At 71.7% G+C, this 7484-nt stretch carries 6 protein-coding genes; 3 read left to right on the top strand and 3 right to left on the bottom strand.

Annotation, left to right across the window (positions count from 1 at the left end; all coding sequences use genetic code 11):
- Positions 1-72 precede the first annotated feature (72 nt).
- Entirely contained in the window at positions 73-1503 is a 1431-nt protein-coding gene (locus tag ACHBTE_RS34855) for a sensor histidine kinase (RefSeq protein ID WP_394729614.1), read from the bottom strand.
- 76 nt (positions 1504-1579) lie between these two features.
- The gene (locus ACHBTE_RS34850; protein ID WP_394729612.1) at positions 1580-2266 is read right to left on the bottom strand and encodes a response regulator transcription factor; all 687 of its coding nucleotides are present in this window, start codon (positions 2264-2266) and stop codon (positions 1580-1582) included.
- A gap of 138 nt (positions 2267-2404) precedes the next feature.
- Here ACHBTE_RS34850 and ACHBTE_RS34845 point away from each other — a divergent pair, with 138 nt between their 5' ends.
- From ACHBTE_RS34845 to ACHBTE_RS34835, 3 genes are all read left to right on the top strand, one after another.
- Complete coding sequence (locus ACHBTE_RS34845) at positions 2405-3076, top strand: hypothetical protein (protein ID WP_394729610.1); 672 nt, start codon at positions 2405-2407, stop codon at positions 3074-3076.
- Positions 3046-5436 (top strand): MMPL family transporter, encoded by a 2391-nt coding sequence (locus tag ACHBTE_RS34840; protein WP_394729608.1) that lies wholly within the window; start codon positions 3046-3048, stop codon positions 5434-5436. Before ACHBTE_RS34845 ends, ACHBTE_RS34840 begins: the two co-directional genes overlap by 31 nt.
- 146 nt (positions 5437-5582) lie before the next feature.
- A complete protein-coding gene (locus ACHBTE_RS34835) occupies positions 5583-6257 on the top strand; it encodes a DUF2993 domain-containing protein (protein WP_394729606.1) in 675 nt (224 codons plus the stop codon).
- Positions 6258-7021: 764 nt separating this feature from the next.
- On the opposite strand, the gene ACHBTE_RS34830 is transcribed toward ACHBTE_RS34835, so the two are convergent.
- Complete coding sequence (locus ACHBTE_RS34830) at positions 7022-7213, bottom strand: hypothetical protein (protein ID WP_394729604.1); 192 nt, start codon at positions 7211-7213, stop codon at positions 7022-7024.
- Between the last annotated feature and the right edge of the window lie 271 nt (positions 7214-7484).

Genomic DNA, 7484 nt, shown 5'->3' with positions numbered 1-7484 from the left:
CTGGACGAAGACCGCAGACGAGATCCTCGACAAAGTCGCCGCATACTGCCGACGAATCTCTGACTCAGGTCACTAGGCCCGTGTCCGTGGATGCCCGGGCAGGCGGACGTTGAAGCATGCGCCGCCGTCCGGTCCCCGTCCTTCGACGGTGATGGTGCCGCCGAGGCGGGTGGTCAGGCGGTGGGCGATGGCCAGGCCCAGGCCGCTGCCGACCGGGCGGATGCCGCGGTAGCGGGTGGTGAGGGCGCCGCGTTCGAAGGCGACGGCGACATCGGTGTCGGTGAGGCCGGGGCCGCCGTCGCGGACCTGGAGGAGGGCGCCGGAGGCGTCGTCGGGGTGGACGGTGACGACCAGGGGCCGGCCCGCCGGGGTGACCCGTAGGGCGTTTTCGACGAGGCCGTCGATGAGTTGGCGGACGCGGAAGGCGTCGGTGGCGACGGGCAGCGGGCGGCCGGTGCGCTCGACGCGGAAGTCGACGTCGTGGCGGGCGCACAGCGGGCCCCATACGTCCGCCGTCTGGGCGACGAGTGCGTCCAGGTCGACGTCCGTCACCTCCAGTCGGAAGTCGTCCGCCTCCATGCGGGCGAGGGTGAGCAGGTCGCCCACGAAGCCCTCCACGCGCTGGATCTCCGAGGTCATGACGCGGCCGATCGACGGGACTTCGTCGCCCGTGATCACCTCGTCGGTGAGTGCCTCGGCGTAGCCGCGCGCGGTGGTCAGGGGGGTGCGGATCTCGTGGGAGACGGAGAGCAGGAAGTCGCGCTGGCGGTTCTCGCTGCGGGCGAGCGCCGCGTCCAGCGCGTTGAGGGCTGCCGCCACCTCCGCCACCTCGGCGGGCCCGCGTGTTTCGACCCGCAGTCCGCGCTCGCCGCCTGCCAGCCTGTGGGCCGTGGCCGCGGCCGACGCGAGTGGCCTGGCCAGGCGGCGTGCGAGGAGCGCGCCGGCTCCCGCCGCACCGGCGAGGCCGAACAGCAGCGGCACCACGAGGCCGTCGCGGATCCGCGCGGACGCCTGGTCGACTGTGCTCATCGGCTGGGCCAGCACCAGCGCGCCGCCGGCCGGTGTGGGTACGCCCTCGACGAGGACGCTTCGGCCGTCCAGGGACGCGGTCGTGGACAGCGGTTCGCCGGCGAGCAGGGTCTGGCGCCGGTCCGCGTCCACGACCTGCGCCGCCGGGCCCTCCACTGTGCCGGAGGGCCATACCAGTGCCAGCGCCGTGCCGCTGGAACCGGTGATCCGTTCCTGCCGGCCCAGCAGCAGCGAGGCCAGTAGTGGGGTGCGGGCCAGTACCTGGGCCTGGTCGGTGAGCCGGTCGCGTTCCTGGGCCTCAGCCGTCGTACGGATCATCCGCCAGGCGAAGATGCCCGTCAGGACCACCGCGACGGCCGCCACGGCGGTGGTGAGTACGATCATGTGCTTGGTGAGGGTGCCTCGCCGACGCGGTGTGCCCTCGCGGACGGCGGGTTCCGTACGCTGGTCCGCCGCGCCGGAGCCGGTCGTCATCGGCCGGTGCTCCCGTCCACCGCGCCATGCCGCTCGTCGTCGGCCCTCCCACCCCTGCGCAGCACCGCCTCGCTCGTCACCGGCCCGCCTCCGACGCGCTGTAACCGACGCCGCGGACGGTGCGGATCGGGCTCGCGTCGCCGAGTTTGGAGCGCAGCTGCGACACGTAGACGTCGATCACGCGGGTGTCCCGGTAGCCGGCCTGCCCCCACACCTGCGCGAGCAGCTGGTCCCGGGAGAACACCTGGCCGGGGTGGCGCAGCAGGAAGGCGAGCAGATTGAACTCGGTGGTCGTCAGCTCCACCGGGCTGTCGTCCACGTGCAGGGTGCGGCGCCCGGAGTCCAGCGTCAGCCGCCCCACCCGGCGCACCGGGTCCTGCGGCGGTCCCGCCGTGCGCCGCAGCACGCTCTTGATCCGAGCGAGAAGCTCGTGCGGTGAGAAGGGCTTGGTCAGGTAGTCGTCGGCGCCCAGTTCGAGACCCACGATCCGGTCTGTCACCTCGTCGCGCGCGGTCACGAACAACACCGGCGTCCAGTCACCCTCCTCGCGCAGCCGACGGCACACCTCGACGCCGTCCATCCCGGGCAACGCGATGTCCAGCACGATCGCCACCGGACGCATCCGGCGGGCGGATGCCAGCGCCGCCGAGCCGTCGGACTCGACGTGCACGCCGAAGCCCTCCCGGCTCAGATAGCGCCGCTGCAGATCGGCGATGTGCCGCTCGTCCTCGACGACCAGGACGAGGCCTTTGTTCTCCGGCATGCCCTGATGCTAACCAGGCCGCCCGCTCCCTCCGGCCGTGCCCACGGATCCTTACATTGCCCGAACATTCGCCGGACCTTCCGCTCGCAGACCGCCGCAAGTCTGGGCTCGCAACCGAGGAACGGAAGGACATCCATCGTGAACAGCACACGTACGGCGGCTTCGCCCCCGAAGGTCCCGCCTGCCGCGGTCCGGGTCTGGCGCGCGACAGCCGTGACTGTGATCGCCGCTGGGACGGTGGCCGGCTTGGTGTGGGCGGCGGGCTCCTCCCGAGGCAGCGACCTTGGAGCCGCCAATGGCACCGACCCTGGTGCCGCAACCGCCACCGACCCCAGCGCCGCCCCCGGCACCCTTCCCGCCCTCCACGCATCGGCCGCTCTGCTCATGGACGCCGACCCGCTCACCGACGCCACCGCGACCGGCATGCCGGCCGTCATCGGCACCGGCGTCCCCCCGTTGCCCCGCCGGCTTCCCGCCGGACTCCGGGCCGATCTGCGGGAACTGCGCTCCATGGAGCCCGGACGCCGTTCCGAGGAGGCGGCACGGATCTGGCGGTACGCCCTCGCGGGGGAGTACGGCAGGCGCGTACGCGTCCGAGCCGCCGAAGCACAGGCCGTCTACCACGCGCTGCCCGGGGAACTACGCGCGGACATCGAGGAGTTGCGCACGCTCAACGGCGAGGAGCACCGCAAGGAGCGCCAGGAGATCCGAGAGAAGGCACTCGACGGCGCCTACGGCGACCAAGTGCGGCGGTGGGCCGAAGACCGATTGGAGCTGTGGTGGCGCAACCGGGCGAGGACGACGCGTTGATGCACTCGGTGACACACACGGCCCAAGCACCAGTCGGCCGGCTGCACCGGCTCGGTCGCCGCTGCGCGCGCCGCCCTTGGCGGGTGCTCGGCGTCTGGCTGCTCGTCCTGCTGGCGGCCGTAGCCGCCGACCGCTGTTGGGGCGGCATGTACGAGGACAACTTCTCGCTGCCCGGCACGGCGGCCCAGACCGGCGCCGATCTGCTCCAGGAGCACGGCTCGGACGGGGTACGCGGCACCCCCTCACAGATCGTGCTGCACGCGCGCAGCGGACGGCTAGACGCCCATCGGACCGCCGTGGACGCGGCGGTCGGCGAGCTGACCGCCTTCCCCGAGGTGATCTCGGCGTCCGACCCGCTCGCCACCCCCGGCGCGGTCTCCGCCGACGGCGCCACCGGCATCGTCACCGTCCGCTTCACGGCAGATCCGGTCGGGTTCGACAAGTCCTACGTCGAGCAGGTCGACGACGCGGTTCAGGAGCTGCGCGCCGACGGCGTCGAGGTCGAGTACGGCGGCCCGCTCGGCCAACTCGCCAGGCCTCAGCCCGCAGGTCACCTCTCGGAGGGCATCGGGCTCGCCACCGCAGTGGTCGTGTTGCTCGTCGGCTTCGGCTCCCTTGCCGCCGCCGGGTTCCCGCTGGTGACCGCCATGGTGGGACTCCTGTCCGGCATCTGCCTGCTCGGACTGCTGGCCGCCGCGTTCACCTTCGGTACGGCCGCTCCCACACTGGCCACGATGATGGGCCTCGGCGTCGGCATCGACTACGCCTTGTTCCTGGTCACCCGGCACCGCCGGCTGCTGCGCGAACTCGACGACCCGGCCGAGGCCGCGGGCCGGGCCGTGGCCACCAGCGGACGGGCGGTCATCGTCGCCGCCGCGACCGTGGCCCTTGCGCTGGCCGGACTCTACGCATCGGGCGTCGGTTTCATCGGCACCCTCGGCGTCGCCGCCGGCCTGACCGTCGCCGTGTCCGCCGTGGCCGCACTGACACTGGCCCCGGCCCTCCTCGGCCTCGCGGGCCGCCGGATCGACCGGTGGAGCGTAGGGCGCCCGGTCGACGAACCGGACGAACCGGCCGAGGCGCCCATGGGTAAACAGGCCGAAGTGCTCGGGCCCGACGGGAAGTTGGCCGGATCCGGCGCCTCCGGCGCCGAGGTGAGCGACGGCTCCGCGGACAGGGACCCCTGGCATCGCTGGGCCCGCACCGTCGGGCGCCGCCCTTGGCTGTTCCTGCTCCTCGGCGCGCTAGTTCTCCTCCTGCTCGCCGTTCCGGCCTCCTCGATGCGGCTCGGGCACGTCGACGCCGGTGCCAATCCCGCCGACTACACCGACCGCCGAGCCTTCGACCTGGTCTCGGAGGGCTTCGGGCCGGGCACCAACGGCCAGTTCACGGTCGTAGCCGCCCTGGACGGGGACCGTACGGACAGCTCCGGCGAGATCGAGCGCCTGTCGTCCGACCTGTACGACGCCCTCTCCGCCACCCCTGGTGTCGCCCGGGTCTCGACGCCGGTCGCCACCGCGGACCGAGCACTGCTGACCGCCACCGTCACGCCCGAGTCCGGCCCCGAGGACGAGGCCACCTCCGACCTGTTGCGCCGCCTCCGGGACGAGACGCTGCCCGACTCACTCTCCGGCACCGGCGCCGACGGCTACGTCACCGGTACCACAGCCGCCCAGCTGACCTTCCGGGACGTCATGGTGGACCGGCTCCCGGTGATCGTCACGGTCGTCGTGGCCGCGGCCTTCCTGCTGCTGCTCACCGTCTTCCGCGGCCCGCTCGTCGCGCTCAAGGCGGCCCTGCTCAATCTGCTGTCCATAGCCGCCGCCTACGGCGTGGTCGTCGCCGTGTTCCAGTGGGGGTGGGGCGGTTCGCTGCTCGGTGTCCCGGACCCGGTGCCCATCGAGTCGTACGTACCGATGATGATGTTCGCCATCGTCTTCGGCCTGTCCATGGACTACGAGGTCTTCCTGCTCTCCCGGATCCGCGAGTCCTGGCTGCGCACCGGCGACGACCGCCTCAGCGTTGCGGCCGGCCTGGCCGGCACGGCCCGGGTCATCACCTGTGCCGCGCTCATCATGACCAGCGTCTTCCTGGCCTTCCTGCTGTCCACCAACGTGGTGATCAAGATGCTCGCGCTGGGTCTCGGCGTCAGCGTCGTCATCGACGCCACGATCGTACGGCTGGTCCTGGTGCCGGCGCCGATGTATCTGCTCGGCCGAGCGAACTGGTGGCTGCCGCCATGGCTGGACCGCGTCCTGCCCCGCCTGGACCCCGAGGGCGCCGTAACCCGCCGGTCGGCACCCGGGACGGCCACCCGGCAGCCCGACACGCTCACCTCCACCCCGGGGGGCCGCACATGACCCCCCGCCGCCCTCACCGCCCTCGCGTCCAAGGCCCCCTCGGCCGCCTGCGCCCCCGTGCAATCGCTCGCACCCGCCGATACCTCCGCCCACCGATCCGCGGAATCAACCGCATCCGTATCGGAATCCGCGGCAGCCGCCGCCTCATGGCCTGCGTCGTCACGCTCATCGCGCTGCTGCTCACCACCGGCGCTGCCGAACTCGGCGCCCGAGGCCTGCTGGAGAGCCGTATCACCGACGCGGCCGAACGGGCCCTCGGCCCCGGCAGCGATGTCGACATCGAGGGCGGACCGGCCCTCGCAGCACTGCTGCAACGCCATCTCGACGCCGTGACCGTCAGCAGCGACGACGCCACCGTCGGCCGTTTGCCCGATGTGTCCGTCGCGGCCCGGCTCGAGGACCTCCGACTCGAAGGCGACAGCGCCACCGTCACCCGGACCGAGGCCGATGTCACGATCCCGGCCGTCTCGCTGCGGACCCTGACCGCCGCTTCGGGCGGCCGACTGCCCGTCTCCGCGGTCCACCCGGACGAGGCGGCCGGCACCCTCACCCTGACCCTCGGTCAGGGCGGCGTGGGCAGGGCTACCCTGAGGCCGGAGATCGAGCAGGGCCGGGTGGCTCTGCGTGTCGACAGCGCGGAGGTCCTGGGCCGTCCCGTCCCCGCCGCCACCGCCGACCGCATCCAGGCCGGCCTTTCCGCGCACACCGACAGAACCTACCCCCTGGCCCTGAAAGCCACGTCCCTCGACGTGACGGCCACCGGCCTGAAGGTCACCCTCAAGGGCGGCAGGACACGGCTCCCACCGAGCGACATGGCATGAACCGACGCCCCTGGTCGGGGAGTTCGTGAACGCGACCTGGTCTCTACCGAGGGGCGGGCTCACCGAGGGGCGGGCTCACCGAGGGGCGGGCTCACCGAGGGGCGGGCTCGTCGTAGCGAAGGCCGCGGAACACCTCGGGGGTCATCCAGCCGCGAGGCGTGGCGCGGATCGTCGTTCGGAACGCGTTCTTGCCGTACGTCAGCTGCGTCGGCCTGGGCCATCCTCGCGGTGAAAACCCGCTTCCAGGTGCCGTCGAGGGCCAATGCGCAGCCTATGTCGACGCATGATCTGAACGACGTGTCTAGGGTGCTGAAGCCCTACCTGGTTCAGTCTGTTGGCCGAACACTTCAATGGATCCACAGCCGCGGGCGGGCAGAGCCATTTATCGTGTCAAAGGCTGCCGTCCGTCCCTTGTAGACCGGCCGGTAGTCCACGGACGCCACTAAGGTCCAGCCTGGTCCTGGCGCGTCGTCCTCATGTTCGCTGATGGCCAAGACCACTAATGCGGTGTGTTCTTGGACCCGTGACGTCACGACGACCTGCCCAGGAACGACAATGACCGGTTGATCGATCTGGAAGTCCGGCTTACCTTCCCTGCGTTCGAATCCCGGCTCCCACCTGTCACCGACGAGAAGTGGCCGCGCTCGATGTCGACTGCCCCAACCCGGCTGATCTCAGCAGCGCCCAACCGCGCCACATCATCGGCACGAACGGCAGGACTCTGGTGGCCTGGTCGACGACGCCGTGCCCGGCGAAATAGACGATCAGCTGGTCGGCTCCCGCGCCGTCGACGATCTGCTCTGGGGTGAGTCGTTCCGAACTGCCGTCGGCTCGCGGCCGAGGAACTGGGTGGTCCAGTCGACCAGGCGTCCGGCTGAGCCCTGATCGACCCAGGCCGTGCGCATGGCCGGGTGGTCCAGCCAGCCCCGCAGCTGCGGGCGCCTGGCTCCGGGCACGGTCCTGGATGCTCGCGGTCGTGATGTGGACGGCCGGCAGCCGGCGCGGCGTGTCCGTGAACCATTCGCGGCTCCTGACCTTCTGGACCCAGTCGAAAGCAACGTATGGCCACAGACACGGTGTCAGCGGTACGGACCGACTGCGGGTGGAGCAGCCGGGTGCTCGGTTCCTCGCTTCGCCCTTCGGCCCGGCGGACCTGGGCGCCAAAGACGTCGTGAACGCGGGTGACGGTGCCCAGCCGGCGTACGAAGTGCCAGTACACGGTCTGCC

This window comes from Streptomyces sp. M41 (assembly GCF_043673425.1).
Lineage (GTDB): Bacteria > Actinomycetota > Actinomycetes > Streptomycetales > Streptomycetaceae > Streptomyces.
The sequence above is the reverse complement of the archived record's forward strand: the minus strand, read 5'-3'. Positions and strand labels throughout refer to the sequence as shown.